Raw genomic sequence first — 17,223 nt, 5'->3', positions numbered from 1 at the left:
AATTTTATGAAGTCCGGTAATAAAACTGCAAGTTCAAGACTTTGGGAGTTAGCATTTAATTATAAGGTTTTAATGACTTTCGCTTGTCTATTTTCAATTGTTAGTGTAGCCGTTTCTTTTATCCCATTTATCGCCATTTATTTTATTATTTATGAAATAGTAATGAGTATCAGTCGTGGTGCGGCGTTAAATAATGATTTAATTATCAATTATGGTTGGTTAGCTTTTATTTCAGCAGCGGTATCCATTTTATTGAACTTTTTGGGATTATGTTTTTCACATTATGCGGCTTTCAAAACTCTCTATCATTTAAAATATAATTTTGTAAGATACTTATCCCTATTACCATTAGGTTTTTTTTACACGCATTCGAGTGGAGAATTACGTAAGATTGTTGATGATGATATCGAAAAAATTGAACAATTTATCGCTCACCAACTACCCGACATGGTTGGGGCGTTTGCTTCCCCTGTTATGATTTTCATTATTTTAGCTGTCTTTGATTGGCGATTAGGTTTAGCGACGTTATTCCCTATAATGCTTGCCTATATTGTGTTAATCAGTGGTTATAAACGTCAAGATGTTAAACATCATCAACAAGAGTTTCAAAAAAGATTAATTGAAATGAGTAATGCATCTGTCGAATATATTCGTGGTATTACTGTTGTTAAAGCCTTCAATCAAACCTTTTTTTCATTTAAACGCTTTTATCAGTCAATTAAAGCTTACCAGTTATATTGCTTAAAATTTATCTATTGTTTCAAATATCACATGGCTTTTTTCTTATTGATATTAAATAATATTTACCTTTTTATTATTCCAATCATTATTTTATTATTAGGGCATACTGATAATTACGCTCATTTTATACTGTCTGCTATTTTTTATTTGATTTTTTCTTTAGGGTTACCAGCACCGTTCTTTAAATTACTTTATGTTACTAGGAATTTTCAAAATTCAGCAACTAGTGTGCAAACTATGGATGCGGTATTGAATATACCTTTGTTGCCTGAGCCTAAAATAGGTTTAAAAACAGATCATTATGATATATGTTTTAATGATGTGAATTTTTCTTACTCTAACAATCAAATTGATGACCAATCTGTCAATAATAATGCAATCAGTCATATAACATTCACTGCAAAACAAGGTCAAACAACAGCTTTAGTTGGTTTATCTGGCAGTGGTAAAAGTACCATTTCTTTACTGATACCACGATTTTTTGATCCTACCAGTGGGCATATCACTATTGGTGGTGTTGATTTAAAGCAGATGAACAGTGATTACTTGTTATCGTTAGTCAGTTTTGTTTTTCAGGATGTTTTTTTATTTAAACAACGCATTTTAGACAATATCAGAATCGGCAAACCTCATGCATCACTTGATGAAGTGATTGCTGCTGCGAAAGCGGCACAATGTCATGATTTTATTGAAAAGCTACCGGATGGCTATAATTCAGTTATTGGTACACAAGGCTTACATCTATCGGGGGGTGAAATGCAACGTTTGGCTATTGCAAGAGCATTATTAAAAAATTCGCCTATTTTGATCTTGGATGAAGCGACGGCATTTGCCGATCCTGAAAATGAATATAAGATTCAACTAGCATTAAAAGCGTTAATGAAAGATAAAACAGTCATTATGATTGCGCATCGGCTCTCTACCATTAAAGATGCTGACCAAATAATTGTTTTAGATAAAGGTCATATTGTTGAAAAAGGTGCGCACCAAACACTAATTGACAATCACGCAACCTATTACAAGATGTGGCAGTACTATCAAAAAACATTAGATTGGGATATGCCACAAAGTAATCAGGCAGTTGAAGCAAATGATAGGCAAATAAATCATGTTAATGAGGTGCGAGATGTTTAAACGTTTACTGATGCTATCAGATGTGGGAAATAAAAATCTAATTCAAGCTACGATTGCTTGCACTATTTCTAATCTGACATTAATGCTCCCTTTTATTATTTTATTGCAAGTTATGGTGTTACTGATAAACCCATTAATCAATAATGTGCCTATTAATAAAGATGATTTATGGATAATGGTTGCCTTTGGCGTTTTAGCCGCTTTGTTATTTTTATATTGTTATCAACGAGAATATAAAAAAACTTACGCGAGTGCTTTTGGACAAGCCGCTAATACTCGAATTGAAGTCGCAGAAAAAATTCGAAAACTGCCCCTAAGCTTTTTTAATCGTAAGGATTTATCTGAATTGACGACCAATATCATGGGTGACTGCTCAACGATTGAAAGTATGTTAAGTCACGTTATCCCCCAACTAATTGGTTATTCGTGTAGTAGCATAATTACCTGTAGTTTACTTGCTTTTTATGACTGGCGAATGGCTGGAGCCATATTGTGTACATTACCATTATCATTGTTGATTGTGATTATCGGTAAGTTGATTGAAAAAAAACTAAGCCATAAGCATATCGAATCAAAATTAGCTGTGTCGAATGAAGTACAAGAGTATCTTGATGGTATTAAAATTATTAAAGGTTTTGGACGCAGTGGAGAAAAATTTCAACAACTGGATAAAGCATTAAAGAATATGATGTGGGCATCGATTAAATTCGAAGGCATTGGCGGTATATTTGTTACGTTATCTATCATGATGTTACAGGTAGGGCTGGGGGTAGTGGTATTAGTGGGGGTAAAATTAATGGTTTCAGGTAGCTTAGCGCCCATTACTTTTTTAGCATTTGTGATCATTAGTTCTCGAATTTACAGTCCTTTAATTTCGGTACTAACGCTATTACCTGAACTGTTTCATATGTTGGTTTCGATTGAGCGTATGAAGAGTCTTAATGAAGAAACAGTTATGGAAGGTCGTGATGATGTCGTTTTAAATGATTTCACAATTGATATTAATCATATTAATTTTTCCTATCATCAAAAAACCGTTATTCACGATTTAAGTTGCGTTATACCCTCAGGAAAAATGACAGCATTAGTCGGCCCATCTGGCAGTGGTAAAAGTACGTTATTACAATTAATTGCGCGTTTTTGGGATGTCGATAGTGGCACAATTAGCATTAGTGGATTTGATATCAAAGACATCGATCCTGAAACCTTGATGCGTTATATGTCGTTTGTTTTTCAAAATGTTGTGTTATTTGATGATACCATTTTAAATAATATCCGTATTGGTCGCCATAATGCGACAGATGAAGAAGTGATGCAAGCTGCAAAAAAAGCGCGTTGTGATGAGTTAGTTGCACGCTTACCGAATGGTTGGAATACTTTAATTGGTGAAAATGGGAGTAAGCTTTCTGGTGGTGAAAGACAACGTATTTCAATAGCAAGAGCTTTATTAAAAAATGCGCCGATTGTGTTACTTGATGAAGCAACAGCTTCACTTGATCCCGAAAATGAAGTTTATATTCAGCAAGCTATTGCTGAACTGGTGAAAGATCGCACGGTAATTGTGATTGCGCATCGTTTAAAAACCGTCATTTCGGCAGATCAGATAATAGTATTAGATAAAGGTACTCTTGTCGAGCAAGGTAGTTATCAACAATTAATGAATAACAATCAACTGTTTGCTAAGCTTTATAAGCTACAAAAACAAACCTTTTCGTTGGCACCTTGAGTGCCTATATTTCTGAGTTAAATCGGTATATGATATGTGTAAATTATCATTATAGACTATAGATTAATGAACGAAATCGAATTGAAGTTTGAAATAACTAATCGCCAAATTGCTGACCTAACGTTGTTTTTAAACCAGTGGGTTAATTGTGATGCTGCTGAGTATCTAGATAGTGGGCAAACGCAGCCAAGAATTTCACAATTAATCTTATTAAACACTTATTATGATACTCCAGACTATTATTTGCGTAATAATGGCTGTGGATTAAGAGTCAGAGTAAGCGAACAAGGTTCAAATCAACATTGTGAAATGACTCTTAAGCGTGATTCTCAATCAATAGCGGGTTTGCATCAACGCGCTGAATACAATATTGATTTACCCAGCCCACACCTTGATATAACGGCTTTGCCTAAAGCTGCACTACCAAAAGATTGCGATATTAACCAACTACAAAATCATCTTAAACCTTTATTTAGCACCAATTTTAAACGCCAAGCTTGGTTAATTTTATTTGCTAATAGCGAAATAGAAGTAGCTTTAGACCAAGGTGAAATCGAGTCGAATGGAACAAAATTACCCATCCAAGAAGTTGAATTAGAGATAAAACAGGGTAATAAGCAAGATTTGATTAATTTTGCTATTGAATTAGCTCGGTTTGATTTGCACCTTTTTTCGCAAAGCAAAGCAGCAAGAGGTTATCGATTATTAAAAAATCAACCAATTAACCACAGTGAAATTAATTTAAGTTGTCAACAAAGCTTACCTGATATTTTAAAATTCTGGCAACAAAATGAAGAGTATGCCTTAGCTAATAACGATCTCAACTTTTATCAACACACATTACAACAAGTTCAACAAGCTTTATTAGAAAAGGGTGTTTTCATTGAACCTGAATTCAATCAATGGCAGCATGCGTTACAATCGATTAAATCAGTAAGCGATTTTGCTTATAGTGAGGTAAATACTAAATTGAAGTTAATGTTATTAGCTCAAAATAACCGGTAGTGTTTTAGCAATATGTTTTAAATCATTATGGAACATTAAATGCCCGTTAATTTTTTTAAATTACCTTTATTGACGATATTATTTTTTCTGCTAATTAACGTTATTTTGCTAACAGGTTATTCTTGTTTTTTTGACATTAGCCTGTTTTTTTCACCAACCATTGGGCAAAGATCGTTTTATTGGGTAGTGGGTAATGTGCTTTTAACGCATTTCTTAATTCAATTACCCAATTTATTATTTATTTTTATTATCTCAACGCTGCTTTTATCTCGACAAGCTATTTATCAAATCCATTGGCGTAATGTCAGTTTTATTTTCATTATTTCAATTGTCATCACATTGATAACGCTGGTTAGTCAGTACTATCTAAATCAATATGTTGTTCCTCTCTTAAATCAAAGTTCATCATCGATATTGTCTATTTTAACCTCTTGGATAGTGGTTATGGTATTGATGATAATTGACTATTTTGTGATAGCAATGATGTATTATTTAGGCATGAAATTATTTAAAAAATACCTTATTTATACCCATTATTGCCTAACCAGGCAGCAAAACAAAAATTTACATTTATCATTGTATATCGTGCTATTTAATTGGTATTTTTTAACTTTGTTATTTAGTTTTTTTCACCTGCAGAACGTTTTTTATACGTCTTTGTTTGCTAATTTGGTTAGAACTGGCATATTGTTTACTTTTCTAATTGTAGTAAATACATTAGGTTATTTTGCTTTACGTAACGGTTTTACGGCTGTAAAAAACCATTTAGAAATAAAAAAACTGATCTTGAGTTCTTTATGGGCTTTTTTGATTCTTTGTTGTTTAACGTTAGCATTGATGTTTGGATTAATCCAATTGATGGGATTAATCGCAAATGAATATCTATCAGACACCATAGAAATAGGTTTGTGGTACCTATTTCTTTTGATCTTGTGCGTGTTAGGTTGTTTTGTCACTCGGGTATCGGTAAAACTGTTTTTTAAACAGCGTCAACTTATCAATCAACCAAATTTTATATGAGCTAATAATATGTCAGAATTAACTTCACTCCTTAATGATAAAAAACAGAAAATTATCTCACAATTGACTCAATGTGATCCTAATGATGTTCACGTTAATTTAGATATTTTGGTTCAAAGTGATTTTATCGTTGATGCTTTTTATCGGTTTCCAGAATGGTTGACAGACATTGTTAACAATCCCCCTCAGACTGATGAAAGACGTAACTATCAACAATGGTTAAATCAAAAGTTAGCGTCGGTATCTGATGAATTGACGCTCATGAAAGCGTTAAGATTATTTAGGCGTTATATCTTAGTGAGGCTTGAATGGTCACAATTAACGCAAACCAGTAGCGATGAGCAAATTTTATTGCAACTTACTCACTTGGCAGAGGTGATTATCATCACTGCGCGAGATTGGCTTTATGAACTGAGTTGTAAAGAGTGGGGTACGCCGTGTAATTTGCAAGGACAAGCGCAACCTTTACTTATCCTGGGCATGGGAAAATTAGGAGGGGGAGAGCTTAATTTTTCATCTGATATTGACCTTATTTTTACTTATCCTGAACATGGACAAACACAAGGCGGTCGTCGCGAATTAGATAATGCTGTGTTTTTTACGCGTTTGGGACAACGTTTAATTAGAGCGTTAGATCAAGTTACCGAAGATGGTTTTGTCTACCGAGTTGATATGCGCTTACGTCCTTTAGGTGATGGTGGTCCGCTTGTTTTGAGTTTTTCGTCGATGGAAGATTATTATCAAGAACAAGGTCGTGATTGGGAACGTTATGCGATGGTGAAAGCAAAAGTGCTGGGTAATCAACAAGATCATTATACTGTTGAACTATATCAACTTCTCAAGCCATTTGTTTATCGTCGTTATATTGATTTTAGTGTATTACAATCATTGCGCAACATGAAAAGTATGATTGAACGCGAGGTTCGTCGTCGAGGTTTAAAAAATAATATCAAATTGGGTGCAGGCGGTATTCGTGAAATTGAATTTATTGTACAAGTTTTTCAACTTATTCGTGGTGGGCGAGTTGTTGGATTACAGACTCGCTCACTGTTAACCGCACTACAAGTCATTGAACATGAACAGTTATTGAATTATCAGGAAGTCTCAATTTTACGTGAAAACTACCTATTTTTACGTCGTTGTGAAAATGTATTGCAAGCAATCAATGATGAACAAACACAAACACTTCCCGACGATGAATTAAATAAAGCTCGGTTATCATTGTCTATGGGGTTTGGCACTTGGCAAGAATTTGAAACGGAATTATTTGTTCGAATGCAGGCGAATCGTCAAATATTTAATGAATTAATTGGTGAGGATGACAATGAATCCTCAACTAAAACTAAACCTTATAATGACCAATTTGATGAATTATGGGTGCCTGATTTGCAATTGAGTGATGTGCAAGCACTATTACCTGATTATTCAGATGAGAAAGCTAATCAGCTCTACCAATTACTTTTACAATTCCGTAATGATATTGGTAAACGTACTATCGGCGTACGTGGACGAGAAATACTCGATCAACTCATGCCACGTTTACTTGATGCTTGCTGTAATGATAGTCATAGCTTGATGGTATTATCACGTATTTTGCCATTATTGGTAAATATTGTAAGCCGTACCACCTATTTAGAACTGTTATTAGAATATCCAACAGCATTAAAACAATTAATTCGATTATGCAGTGCATCGCCTATGATTAGCGATCAGCTTGCACATTATCCAATTTTGCTTGATGAACTAATTGATATTAATTCATTGTATCAAACACTTGCGCCACAAGAGTATAAAAATCAGCTCTATCAATACCTATTACGTATTTTATCGGATGATGAAGAACAACAACTTGAAGCACTACGGCAGTTTAAACAGATGCAACTGCTGCATATCGCGGCGGCTGATGTTGAGCATGTATTATCGACCATGAAAGTCAGCGATCATTTAACCTATGTTGCAGAATCGCTCCTTGATTTTGTTGTTCAAATGGCCTGGAATCAGATGGTGGGTCGTTATGGTAAACCTGAACATTTAGAGGATAATCAAAAAGGGTTAGTTGTGATTGCTTATGGTAAATTAGGTGGATGGGAACTGGGTTATGGCTCTGATTTAGATTTAGTTTTTTTACATGATTGCCCCGTTCATAGCATGACCAATGGCGATAAGCAGATCGATAGTCGTCAATTTTACTTACGACTAGTACAACGAATAATTCACCTATTTAATGTACGAACCAGCTTTGGTATTCTTTATGAAGTTGATGTCCGCTTGCGACCACAAGGTGATGCTGGACTATTAGCGTGCAGTTTAGATTCATTTGAAGATTATCAGATGAATGAAGCATGGACATGGGAACACCAAGCTTTGGTTCGAGCAAGAGCTGTTTATGGCGAATCCGCACTCATTGATCGCTTTAATCAGATTCGTCATAGTATATTAAGCCAACCTCGAGATGAAAATCGATTAAAAACTGAAGTAAGAGAGATGCGCGAAAAGATGAGAAGCCATTTAGGCTCCACACAATCAGACTTATTTAATTTAAAAATTGATGAAGGTGGAATTGGCGATATTGAATTTTTGTCTCAGTTTTTGGTACTTAACTATGCTTATCAACAACCTAAAATGACGCAATGGAGTGATAATGTGCGTATTTTAGAGTTGGCTGCAAAATATCAAATTATGGATAATGAGCAAGCGCAGCAATTGACAAAAGCTTATATCGACATGCGTAACGAAATTCATCGTTTAGCCTTACAAGTTTTACCCGGTACGGTTGATAATTCTTGTTTTACACAGGAAAGAGCAATAGTAAAACAGAGCTGGAATAAATGGTTAAATTGAATGTCTAATATTGGTTAATAAGCGAGTTTGATATCAAAAAACAATGATGCTCGATATCTTATTAAAGCTAACCTACTAGTTAGGCCTCATTTGCAAGTTTGATAAAGGTTCAACAAACTTCTATTAAATAGAGTGATGATCTAAGGTTAAAATAAGATTTTAATATCAACACGTTACCATATAGTTAGTTAAGTTGAGTGGGTTATTACCGGTTATTTATGGAGTTTAATATCAATGGCAACGATTAAAGATATCGCTAAGATGGCGGGTGTATCACATGGTACGGTGTCAAATGTACTAAATGGTCGCGGTAATGTCAGTGTCAAAAAAATTAAACTTGTTGAGCAAGCCGCTCAAGCATTAGGGTATCAACTAAATTTACAAGCAAAGTTTTTAAAACAAGGAACGACCAAAACGATTTCGGTCTTGTTACCCAATATTACCGCTGAACAGTACGCCGATTTATATGATGGGCTTTTTAGTTATTTAAATCGATTAGGTTATGGATTAACCTTATATTTAACCTATGATTCAAAAGAGTTTGAATTACAACTCATTCAAGAAATTGCTGTAAAACGCGATTATGCGGTGATTGTGGTCAGCGCTTTAGACAGCGCACAAAGTTATTACCAAACGCTAAAAGTAGATAAAGAAAAAATTATTTTTGTTTACCGTAAACCAAAATCTGCGCTGAAATTCATATCATTAGATTTTGAAAAAGCTGGGCATGATATTGCCTGCGAAATGATAAAAAATAATTATCGGCATATTGGTTTATTTAGTAATTCTGATCAACATACTCATTCACAATCTTTTAAAAAAGGGTTAGAGCAAACCTTTAAGCAACAAAATTATCGTGTCGAGATAAATTGCATTACTTCAATACCTTCAAATAGTACCTATAATTTATCATTCAATTTTTTTGCAAATGAGCAAGTAGAGTACGATGCCATCATTACCATGGATATGGAGCGCGCACATTTTGTTCGTAATGCTAATTATTTCGGAAGTTTACAATCTTGCCCACCCATTTATACATTAACAAATCATAGTTTTTTTTATGAAAACCATTTTTATCAATATCATATGAATTATGGGATATTAAGTCGGCAAATTGCCAACTTAATTGAGGACCAGCCAGTTACTTTACCTGAAAATAAAGGATTTACCTTACTTCCTGATTCATTGCCCCACGACAAGACTAACGATGGTGATACAGTTAATTTTTTAATCCTTCCCAGCCCGTCAACCCAAGCCGTAGTCAAATTATTACCTCACTTTAGCAAAATAAGTGGTATTAATGTTAATTTAATAGTTAAGCCTTTTGATGAGATTTATCACATACTTAATCATATAGAACATCATCAATATCTGGATATTATTCGGATTGATATGGCGGGTTTGCCTTGGTTTGCCCCTTCAATATTTAAACCGCTATCTGAACTGCAAATTGATTTATCCAATATCTTTACACGCTATACGCCTGAAATAATAGACCGTTTTAGTTATGTGAATAATATCGCTTATGCTTTGCCGTTCGATCCAAGTGTACAAATGCTGTTTTATCGTAAAGATCTTTTTGATGATCCGTTAATTAAACGCGCTTATTTTGAGCAGTTTCGTCAACAACTTGATGTACCGGCAAATTTTGCTGATTTTAATCAAATATCGGCTTTTTTTAATCGACAGCAAAATGGGGAGTCACAAGTAGAGTTTGGTAGTTGTTTTACCTCAGGTAATGATGAACTCATCGCTTCCGAATTTTTAGTCCGCTATTATGCACAAGGTGGAAAATTATTTAATCAACCCCAACCTCAGCTCGATACTGCTATAGCACTTACAACGTTAACTCAATTACACTCTTTTATTAAACTAGCCAAAAATATTAATGCCACTTGGTGGCAAGATTCAGTGAAATTATTTGAACAAGGCAAGTTAGCGATGCTAATTGTTTATATGAATTTGTTTAGTTGTATAAATCATCGTAACATTTTGCCGTTGGTGGGGTATGCTAAAGTGCCGGGTAATAAGCCTTTATTTGGTGGTGGTTCTTTAGGCGTATCAAAGTATAGTCAAAAAGATGCGGCTATAAAATCTTTTTTTGAGTGGCTATATTCGCCAGAAATTAGCGAACAGATTGCGTTGTTGGGTGGGGCAACGGCACAAAACTCTATTTTTCAAAATCAACGCATTATCAATAGCTATCCGTGGCTCACTGTGGCTAAGCAGCAGTACGCTAACGGTATACGTGAAAATAGTATAAAAGGTAAGGCTGTGAATTTAAGGTGTGTTGAAAACATCATAGGTAATTATTTATCAAAGTGGATGGCTAAACAATACGATTCAAAACAAGTTATTGATTTGATTAATGATGAGATAAAAAAACAATATTGCTAATGATAAACACACTAACAATATTGTTTGATTTGATAATTAAAATCAGATTATTTTGATTTTTCTTTCGGGGCCATTATTACATCTTTATCTTTGAACAATAACCAAAAACCAATCGCAACAATCGCTGCCACTACAGCAGGATAGATCCAAAATTCTTGCCATTGTGGCCCAGCATTTGGCAGCGTTTTTTCGGTAACTACGCGATTGTTGATAAATCCACAAACTGATGCGGCCATAAATACGCCAAAGCCGTTAGAAACAATAAAACGTAAGCCTTGCGCTTGTGCTTTGATTTCTGGTCCTGCTTTTTTATCTACATAAATATCACCAGCGGTAAAGAAGAAGTCCCAACAAACACCTTGTAAAAGTAATGTGCCAATAATATAAAAGAACATCGTACTACCATCAGCAGTGGCGGCTAACGATAACATTAAACTACGAATAACCCAGCATATTGCGCCAAATAAAATGATTTTTTTGAAACCAAAACGACCTAATAAGAAAGATAGAAGGAACATAAATAAGACTTCAGTGGCGATAGCTATTTGCATCATTGATGCAGGTTCTAATCCTAAAACAGGGAGATAAACCGGTAAATAAGCACTATAAGCTGTTTTAGTTATCATTAAGATAAAAGTGGACAACATAAAAATAGTAAAGTATTTATCTTTAAAAAGTGATAATGCATCTAAACACATCGCATCGCGCAAAGAGAATTTTTTATTTTTGCTGCTTGGTGGTGTATTAGGTAGTGTGAAGCAATAAATGCCATAAACAACAGATGCACCTGAAGCAAGTAAAAATGAATTGATAGAACTAGAAAAACCTGTGTAACCAAGAATCAACCCTACAATCATAAAGCCGATAGTACCAAATACACGAATAATTGGGAACCAACGTACACCATCTATATGTCTAAAGCTAACGCTATTGGCTAAAGCTGTTGTTGGATAGAATAATAAACCAACGATGAAAATCATGATTAAAAAACCAGCAATATTGCCGTTTTCAACAAAGTTAGGAATCAAGAATAATACAACGGCATTGAGAATATGCAATATGCCCATCACTTTTTGTGATGCAATAAATCTATCCGCAATCATGCCAATAAATAACGGTGAAATGATGGTTGCGATACCTAATACAGAGTAAGTTGATCCAACAATCTCTTTTAATCCATAAGCAGCGAGGACTGCCCCAATAACCATATTCCATGCACCTTGCACAAAATATTGTAAAAACATCATTACCAGTAGACGTGGTATTTTAAACATAAAAAACTCCGTGTTAAATTGTTTTTATTAAGCCGTCATAAGCGACTTCTATATTATGAGGTTTGAATATTTCCACTAATTCATCGTGCATAAAGCCACTACTATGTGAATGATGCGACGTTATTAGTTGTGTTTTATTATGAAAAATATTTTCACTAATCATGCGTTGTTGTGCGGCGATCACAGTTTCAATGCTCATATGATTATTGGTGCGGTCGTCTTGTTTATAGCCATAGGTACATTCAAAGATCGCTAAATCAATTTTTTTGCCGCTGTTTTTGAGCCATTGCCAAGTGAGTTCAGGAAAATAGCCAGAATCATGACCATGAAGAATAGTTTTCCCCTCTTTTTCAATTAAGTAGATAAAACAAAATTCCCATTTTGCATGATTCGATAGTAAAGGCGTCACATGATAGCCAGCAGAACTGGTAATAGTCTGATAAGGGACCAATAAATTAAACACAAAGCGTTCAAGGCTGTAACCTGGTAGCACATGTAAGCACCCATTTATTGCGATATCATTGCCGTAGATATAAAGCGGGTGATCAATGTTAAAGCCATAATCTACCATACGGCTAAATAGATCACCGACATTAAAATGGTCTGGATGAGTATGCGTAAATAACAAATCTTTAATTTTAGTTACATCAATATTTTCTCGCATAACTTGGTAACTAAATTCGGGTGCAAAGTCAATTTGCATGATGTCATCAATGATAACGGAGCTTCGGCTCCTGATATTTTTACCTTTTTGTATGCGGGTTTTCTCGCAGATTTCACATTTACAAAAAGGATTTGGGATACCTTCCGAGGCTGCTGTACCCAAAAACTGTAGTTTCACATTGTTCTCCTATAATTCAATGATTCAAATTGTTGTCATTTTATTTGGTGATATAAAGCATTTAAAATTGGAACGTTCCAATTTTATTGAAATGACTTGAATTCCACAATAAAATTAATTAATTTTTTGTTAATTCGTGAGGAAGATCAAAATTTGTAAGGGATGATGAGTGTCGAACTCTAAAATTAATGAGGGGAAAGATTATCGGCGAGTTTACTCATTCGCCGATAAATGGTTATTTAAAAGTAGATAATGACGTAATATTTAGTTTGCTTCTTTCCAAAGAATTAAGTCTTGATCCTCAAGGTCAGATGGATCAAATCCAACTACTGAGGGGAGATCTTCGCGATCAAACGCCATGTCGCCACCATTGACATCAATATCCCCTTTTTTGATACCTTTAAAATCATAAAGGTTAGTATCACATAAATGTGAAAGCGTAATATTTTGCGTGGCTCTAAACATGGTTTCTATACGACCAGGAAACTTTTTATCCCAATCGTTTAGCATCTCTTTAATCACTTGACGTTGTAAATTAGGTTGTGAACCACAAAGATTACATGGAATGATTGGAAATTGCTTAATTTCAGCATATTTTGCAATATCCTTTTCTTTGCAGTAAGCAAGCGGTCGAATAATAATATGCTCGCCTGAGTCATTAACCAATTTGGGTGGCATTGCTTTAAGTTTGCCACCATAAAACATATTTAAAAATAACGTTTCTAGAATATCATCGCGGTGATGACCTAACGCAATTTTCGTTGCGCCAAGCTCTGTTGCGGTGCGGTATAAAATACCACGACGCAAACGAGAACAAAGTGAACACGTTGTTTTGCCTTCAGGAATTTTTTCTTTTACGATACCATAAGTATTTTCTTGAACAATTTTATACTCAATACCTAATGACTCTAAGTACTGCGGCAAAACATGTTCAGGAAAACCGGGTTGTTTTTGATCTAAATTGACGGCAATTAGTTCAAAATTGATCGGGGCACTGATTTTCAAATTTAATAAAATATCGAGTAGCGTATAGCTATCTTTACCACCTGATAAGCAAACCATAATCCGATCACCATCTTCAATCATATTGAAGTCGGCAATGGCTTCTCCAGTTAGACGACGTAACCGTTTATGTAATTTATTTTGATTATATGTATTCATCACGATTTTATAGATTATTCAGCTCGGCTCATATAACGGCGTTCAGCAATATGAATTTTCACTTTTTCGTTGTTATCAATGTATTCTGGAACCTGAATAACTAAGCCAGTTGATAAGGTTGCCGGTTTTGTGCGTGCACTGGCAGACGCACCTTTGATGCTAGGTGAAGTTTCAATGATTTCTAAATCAACCGTTTGCGGTAACTCTAATGCAACTACCTCGCCATCAGCCATTAGCACTTGAATACCGTTCATTCCCCCTTCAGGAATAAATAATAGCTCTTCTTCGATTTGCGCTTTTTTGAAGATAAATGGCGTGTAATCTTCATTATCCATAAAGACATACTCATCACCATCGATATATGAAAAACTAACCGGACGGCGAATTAATTCAATGGTTTCGATAATATCATCACCTTTAAAACGTTCTTCGACTTTACCGCCAGTTTTTACATCAGTAAATCGCATTTTATAAAGTGTACTAGCGCCACGTGCACTAGGGCTTTGAACATCAATATCTTTAACCAATAATAATTTACCGTTATAAGTGACTGCATCGCCACGTTTTATTTCATTTGCTTTAGCCATAATATCTTCTTCGTGATTATTAAAAATAGAGTTGAAAATTAGTTCGCTATTTTAGCGCTATCTTGCTATTGTCACCAACAAAATTTACCGATTAATGTCAAATTATGAAAAAAACAACGGATAGCTTATTTCAATGTCGAAAAAACTGTGGTGCTTGTTGTATTGCGCCTTCAATTTCGTCAATGATTCCTGGTATGCCAAATGGTAAACCCGCTGGAGTTGCATGCATTCATTTAAATGCTAATTTTCAATGTGACTTATTTGGACAGTCATCAAGACCACAAGTTTGTGGTCGGTTAAAGCCTTGTATTGAGATGTGTGGCAACAATCGTGTACAAGCTTTAAATTATTTAACTCAATTAGAACAGTTAACTAGCGTTTAACTATTGCTAATATTTAATAAACGAGTTTTATTATTAGAATTATTTATCTCGCGTCGTTTTTTTTTTGATAAACTTCATCGCATTTCATTATTTAATGATAAATGACCATATTAATTAGATTAATCTTTAGTTAATTGTTGTTAGGATTGCGGTATTACACTATTAACTGAATTTTTCTTATTGTCTTTTTTAATCTTTTTAAACAGAAGAATATTGTTATGAATAATAAATTAAAACGGGACTTAAAATCTCGGCATTTAGCCATGATTGCTATTGGCGGTTCAATTGGTACAGGGCTTTTTGTTGCTTCAGGCGCAACGGTTGCTCAAGCGGGTCCCGGTGGTGCATTACTTTCGTATGCTATCATTGGTATTATGGTGTACTTTTTAATGACCAGTCTTGGTGAACTAGCGGCGTATTTGCCGGTGTCAGGGACCTTTGCTACTTATGGCGCTCGTTATGTTGATGAGGCTTTTGGTTTCGCAATTGGATGGAATTATTGGTATAACTGGGCAATTACTGTTGCAGTAGATTTAGTTGCTGCTCAGCTTGTTATCTCTTATTGGTTTGATGCAGGTAGTTATAGTTGGCTTTGGAGCTTGCTGTTTTTAAGCATCATCTTTTGTTTAAACTATATTTCTGTAAAAGGATTTGGTGAAGCCGAGTTTTGGTTCTCATTAATTAAAGTTGTCACTGTTATCGTGTTTATTGTGATTGGTTTGTTGATGATTGTTGGCATTTTAAAGGGGAGTGAAAATGCAGGTTGGCAAAATTGGACTATTGGTGATGCTCCTTTCGTTGGTGGTTTTTCCTCGATGATAGGGGTTGCGATGGTTGTTGGCTTCTCATTCCAAGGTACGGAGCTAATCGGCATAGCTGCTGGAGAGTCAAAAGATCCAGAAAAAAATATTCCAAAAGCGATGAAGCAAGTTTTTTGGCGAATTTTACTGTTTTATATTTTTGCTATTTTGGTCATTAGCTTAATCATTCCTTATACGGATCCAAATTTATTACGTAATGAAGAAACCGACATCAGTGTCAGCCCATTTACCTTAGTTTTTCAGCATGCAGGACTATTATCCGCTGCGGCAATTATGAATGCGGTTATTTTAACATCGGTATTATCGGCGGGTAATTCCGGTTTATATGCCTCAACACGGATGCTTTATGCATTGGCTAAAGAGGGGAAAGCCCCTAAAATCTTTTCAAGGCTATCTTCATCAGGGGTACCTAGATTTGCACTTATCGCAACAACAATTATTGCTATGCTATGTTTTTTAACTTCGATGTATAAAGATCAAGAAGTTTATTTATGGTTGCTTAATATGTCTGGCATGACAGGTTTTATAGCTTGGCTTGGTATTGCAATTAGTCACTACCGTTTTAGAAAAGGTTATATTGCACAAGGATTAGATATCAATAAGTTACCTTATCGTTCAAGCTGTTTTCCATTTGGTCCAATATTTGCTTTTGTCCTATGTTTGATTATTACACTAGGTCAAAATTATGAAGCATTCTTACAAGATACTATTGATTGGAATGGTGTAATAGCAACATATGTCGGTTTACCACTATTTTTGGTAATCTATTTTGGCTACAAAATTGTGAAAAAGACCAAATGGGTTAACTATTCAGAAATGGATTTTTCACAAGTAAATTAATTAGCATAATAGTATTAAAGCTCTTTTTTCCGTCGACACAAGTCGACGGAATTTTATTAAAAAAGAGAATAAACCGTTTTAGATTTAATAATGATTAAATAACAATTCTGATGATAACGATATTAGCGACTACGGAATATGATACGTGCTTTAGATAGATCGTAAGGTGTCATTTCAACGGTAACTTTATCACCAGTTAAAATACGAATATAATTTTTGCGCATTTTACCAGAAATATGTGCAGTAACGACATGACCATTTTCAAGTTCAACACGGAACATCGTGTTTGGAAGAGTATCAAGTATGGTACCTTGCATTTCAATGTTATCTTCTTTTGCCATTGGGGCCTCTTATTAATAAATACAAATTAAATATACTCATATCATCATCCATTTATTCCCATATCATCTGGGGATAACGTGACAACTAAAAACTTTTTTAAAATTGCTGTT

The 17,223-nt window shown here is 34.7% G+C and carries 13 protein-coding genes; 8 read left to right on the top strand and 5 right to left on the bottom strand.

Annotation, left to right across the window (positions count from 1 at the left end; all coding sequences use genetic code 11):
• Positions 1–6: 6 nt before the first annotated feature.
• The 6 genes from J3U66_RS03170 (at position 7) to J3U66_RS03145 (ending at position 10,864) form a co-directional block, all read left to right on the top strand.
• On the top strand, positions 7–1,875 hold the full coding sequence (locus tag J3U66_RS03170) for an ABC transporter ATP-binding protein (RefSeq protein ID WP_267347961.1): 1,869 nt from the start codon (positions 7–9) through the stop codon (positions 1,873–1,875).
• Complete coding sequence (locus J3U66_RS03165; protein ID WP_267347959.1) at positions 1,868–3,601, top strand: ABC transporter ATP-binding protein; 1,734 nt, start codon at positions 1,868–1,870, stop codon at positions 3,599–3,601. Before J3U66_RS03170 ends, J3U66_RS03165 begins: the two co-directional genes overlap by 8 nt.
• A 66-nt stretch (positions 3,602–3,667) precedes the next feature.
• Complete coding sequence (locus tag J3U66_RS03160; RefSeq protein ID WP_267347958.1) at positions 3,668–4,606, top strand: inorganic triphosphatase; 939 nt, start codon at positions 3,668–3,670, stop codon at positions 4,604–4,606.
• Between the two features lie 39 nt (positions 4,607–4,645).
• The gene (locus J3U66_RS03155) at positions 4,646–5,626 is read left to right on the top strand and encodes a hypothetical protein (protein ID WP_267347957.1); all 981 of its coding nucleotides are present in this window, start codon (positions 4,646–4,648) and stop codon (positions 5,624–5,626) included.
• Positions 5,627–5,635: 9 nt separating this feature from the next.
• Positions 5,636–8,467, top strand: coding sequence for a bifunctional [glutamate--ammonia ligase]-adenylyl-L-tyrosine phosphorylase/[glutamate--ammonia-ligase] adenylyltransferase (gene glnE, locus J3U66_RS03150; protein ID WP_267347955.1), 2,832 nt, complete (start codon positions 5,636–5,638; stop codon positions 8,465–8,467).
• 234 nt (positions 8,468–8,701) lie between these two features.
• Positions 8,702–10,864: an extracellular solute-binding protein gene (locus J3U66_RS03145; RefSeq protein ID WP_267347954.1), complete on the top strand. Its 2,163-nt coding sequence runs from the start codon at positions 8,702–8,704 to the stop codon at positions 10,862–10,864.
• 47 nt (positions 10,865–10,911) lie between these two features.
• Here J3U66_RS03145 and J3U66_RS03140 read toward each other — a convergent pair whose 3' ends face one another.
• From J3U66_RS03140 to yeiP, 4 genes are all read right to left on the bottom strand, one after another.
• Positions 10,912–12,138, bottom strand: a complete 1,227-nt coding sequence (locus J3U66_RS03140) for an MFS transporter (protein ID WP_267333080.1) — start codon at positions 12,136–12,138, stop codon at positions 10,912–10,914.
• Between the two features lie 13 nt (positions 12,139–12,151).
• On the bottom strand, positions 12,152–12,979 hold the full coding sequence (locus J3U66_RS03135; RefSeq protein ID WP_267347952.1) for an MBL fold metallo-hydrolase: 828 nt from the start codon (positions 12,977–12,979) through the stop codon (positions 12,152–12,154).
• Between the two features lie 264 nt (positions 12,980–13,243).
• Positions 13,244–14,140 (bottom strand): tRNA 2-thiocytidine(32) synthetase TtcA, encoded by an 897-nt coding sequence (gene ttcA / locus J3U66_RS03130; protein WP_267333078.1) that lies wholly within the window; start codon positions 14,138–14,140, stop codon positions 13,244–13,246.
• A gap of 14 nt (positions 14,141–14,154) precedes the next feature.
• Positions 14,155–14,727 carry an elongation factor P-like protein YeiP gene (gene yeiP, locus J3U66_RS03125; RefSeq protein WP_065634563.1) on the bottom strand — a complete coding sequence of 191 codons (573 nt, stop codon included), beginning with the start codon at positions 14,725–14,727 and terminating at the stop codon, positions 14,155–14,157.
• A gap of 104 nt (positions 14,728–14,831) precedes the next feature.
• Here yeiP and J3U66_RS03120 point away from each other — a divergent pair, with 104 nt between their 5' ends.
• Both J3U66_RS03120 and J3U66_RS03115 read left to right on the top strand, forming a co-directional pair.
• Positions 14,832–15,110 carry a YkgJ family cysteine cluster protein gene (locus J3U66_RS03120; protein ID WP_267333076.1) on the top strand — a complete coding sequence of 93 codons (279 nt, stop codon included), beginning with the start codon at positions 14,832–14,834 and terminating at the stop codon, positions 15,108–15,110.
• Positions 15,111–15,322: 212 nt separating this feature from the next.
• Positions 15,323–16,771, top strand: coding sequence for an amino acid permease (locus J3U66_RS03115; protein WP_267333256.1), 1,449 nt, complete (start codon positions 15,323–15,325; stop codon positions 16,769–16,771).
• Between the two features lie 122 nt (positions 16,772–16,893).
• Here the strand turns inward: J3U66_RS03115 and infA are convergent, their stop codons facing one another.
• Positions 16,894–17,112, bottom strand: a complete 219-nt coding sequence (gene infA / locus J3U66_RS03110) for a translation initiation factor IF-1 (protein ID WP_025315083.1) — start codon at positions 17,110–17,112, stop codon at positions 16,894–16,896.
• Between the last annotated feature and the right edge of the window lie 111 nt (positions 17,113–17,223).

The organism is Gilliamella sp. B2969, from assembly GCF_026536195.1.
Lineage (GTDB): Bacteria > Pseudomonadota > Gammaproteobacteria > Enterobacterales > Orbaceae > Gilliamella.
This window is presented reverse-complemented; position numbering and strand designations above follow the sequence as displayed.

Bases quoted from the DNA above. Each gene is read 5' to 3' on its own strand.
- glnE (WP_267347955.1), top strand. From the start codon at position 5,636: ATGTCAGAATTAACTTCACTCCTTAATGATAAAAAACAGAAAATTATC.
- J3U66_RS03165 (WP_267347959.1), top strand. From the start codon at position 1,868: ATGTTTAAACGTTTACTGATGCTATCAGATGTGGGAAATAAAAATCTA.
- ttcA (WP_267333078.1), bottom strand. From the start codon at position 14,140: ATGAATACATATAATCAAAATAAATTACATAAACGGTTACGTCGTCTA.
- J3U66_RS03160 (WP_267347958.1), top strand. From the start codon at position 3,668: ATGAACGAAATCGAATTGAAGTTTGAAATAACTAATCGCCAAATTGCT.
- J3U66_RS03120 (WP_267333076.1), top strand. From the start codon at position 14,832: ATGAAAAAAACAACGGATAGCTTATTTCAATGTCGAAAAAACTGTGGT.
- yeiP (WP_065634563.1), bottom strand. From the start codon at position 14,727: ATGGCTAAAGCAAATGAAATAAAACGTGGCGATGCAGTCACTTATAAC.
- J3U66_RS03145 (WP_267347954.1), top strand. From the start codon at position 8,702: ATGGCAACGATTAAAGATATCGCTAAGATGGCGGGTGTATCACATGGT.
- J3U66_RS03170 (WP_267347961.1), top strand. From the start codon at position 7: ATGAAGTCCGGTAATAAAACTGCAAGTTCAAGACTTTGGGAGTTAGCA.
- infA (WP_025315083.1), bottom strand. From the start codon at position 17,112: ATGGCAAAAGAAGATAACATTGAAATGCAAGGTACCATACTTGATACT.
- J3U66_RS03155 (WP_267347957.1), top strand. From the start codon at position 4,646: ATGCCCGTTAATTTTTTTAAATTACCTTTATTGACGATATTATTTTTT.
- J3U66_RS03140 (WP_267333080.1), bottom strand. From the start codon at position 12,138: ATGTTTAAAATACCACGTCTACTGGTAATGATGTTTTTACAATATTTT.